This window comes from Aquidulcibacter paucihalophilus (assembly GCF_002105465.1).
Taxonomy (GTDB): domain Bacteria; phylum Pseudomonadota; class Alphaproteobacteria; order Caulobacterales; family Aquidulcibacteraceae; genus Aquidulcibacter; species Aquidulcibacter paucihalophilus.
Window position 1 is genome coordinate 1 of the sequence record NZ_NCSQ01000061.1, and the last position, 772, is coordinate 772.

At 51.0% G+C, this 772-nt stretch carries 1 protein-coding gene; it reads right to left on the reverse strand.

The features are described 5' to 3' along the window. Positions 1 to 283: 283 nt before the first annotated feature. Positions 284 to 760, reverse strand: a complete 477-nt coding sequence (locus B7364_RS05125) for an SLBB domain-containing protein (protein WP_085338863.1) — start codon at positions 758 to 760, stop codon at positions 284 to 286. Positions 761 to 772: the final 12 nt, after the last annotated feature.

The following is a 772-nucleotide window of genomic DNA, read 5'->3' on the forward strand; positions in this document are numbered from 1 at the left end:
TCTTGATCATTCTCTTTTTCCTTACCCGACCACACACAAGCCCAAGCTAGTCTTTCCCGACCTTGTCTTGACGCCTGTCTTCTCGACCCTCTTACGCCCCTGCAAGATCCACTCCATGGACCCCTCAAAAGCCTCTTTCGTCAAACCGACTATTCTTCTCAAACCTTTGACCTGCTTTCAGGCAAATACTCAGTTATTATCAAGGAATAACATTTACGAGTCCAGTCTTACTTAGAAGAACCCCCACTCTTTGTTTATCACATAGAGCGGAAAAGCAGTTGCTCTAATTTAGAATGAGCGCGCAACTTTGATCCTTCGGATCAAAACGCGCTTTAGAAGAACCTCTCGGGAATCCGAATAGTGTCACCTTTTTGCACGACCAAATCATTGNCTCCTTTGTTTCCCCTGCACGGCGGATGAATACCGTCCGAGTATCGGCACGGGTCGTAAATCCCCCCGCCAAAATAGCCGCATTGGTCACAGACAAACCAGGACGCATCGGCAACTCACCCGTCTTGGCCACTTCCCCCATGATGAAAAACGACGACTTATCCACCCGCAGCGTATCACCCGACTGCACCAAAGCACCCGAATCAAACGGCACTGCAATCTCTTGCTCACTGCCCGCCCGCTTCACAAACACCGTCTGCGTATCGGCCAATTCGCCAAATCCACCCGCTTGGGCCACCGCCGTACGAACCGTCAAACCAGGCGGAATCGGCATCTCACCTTGGGTGCGAACCTCGCCATAAATAAACATCGCCGACTTTTC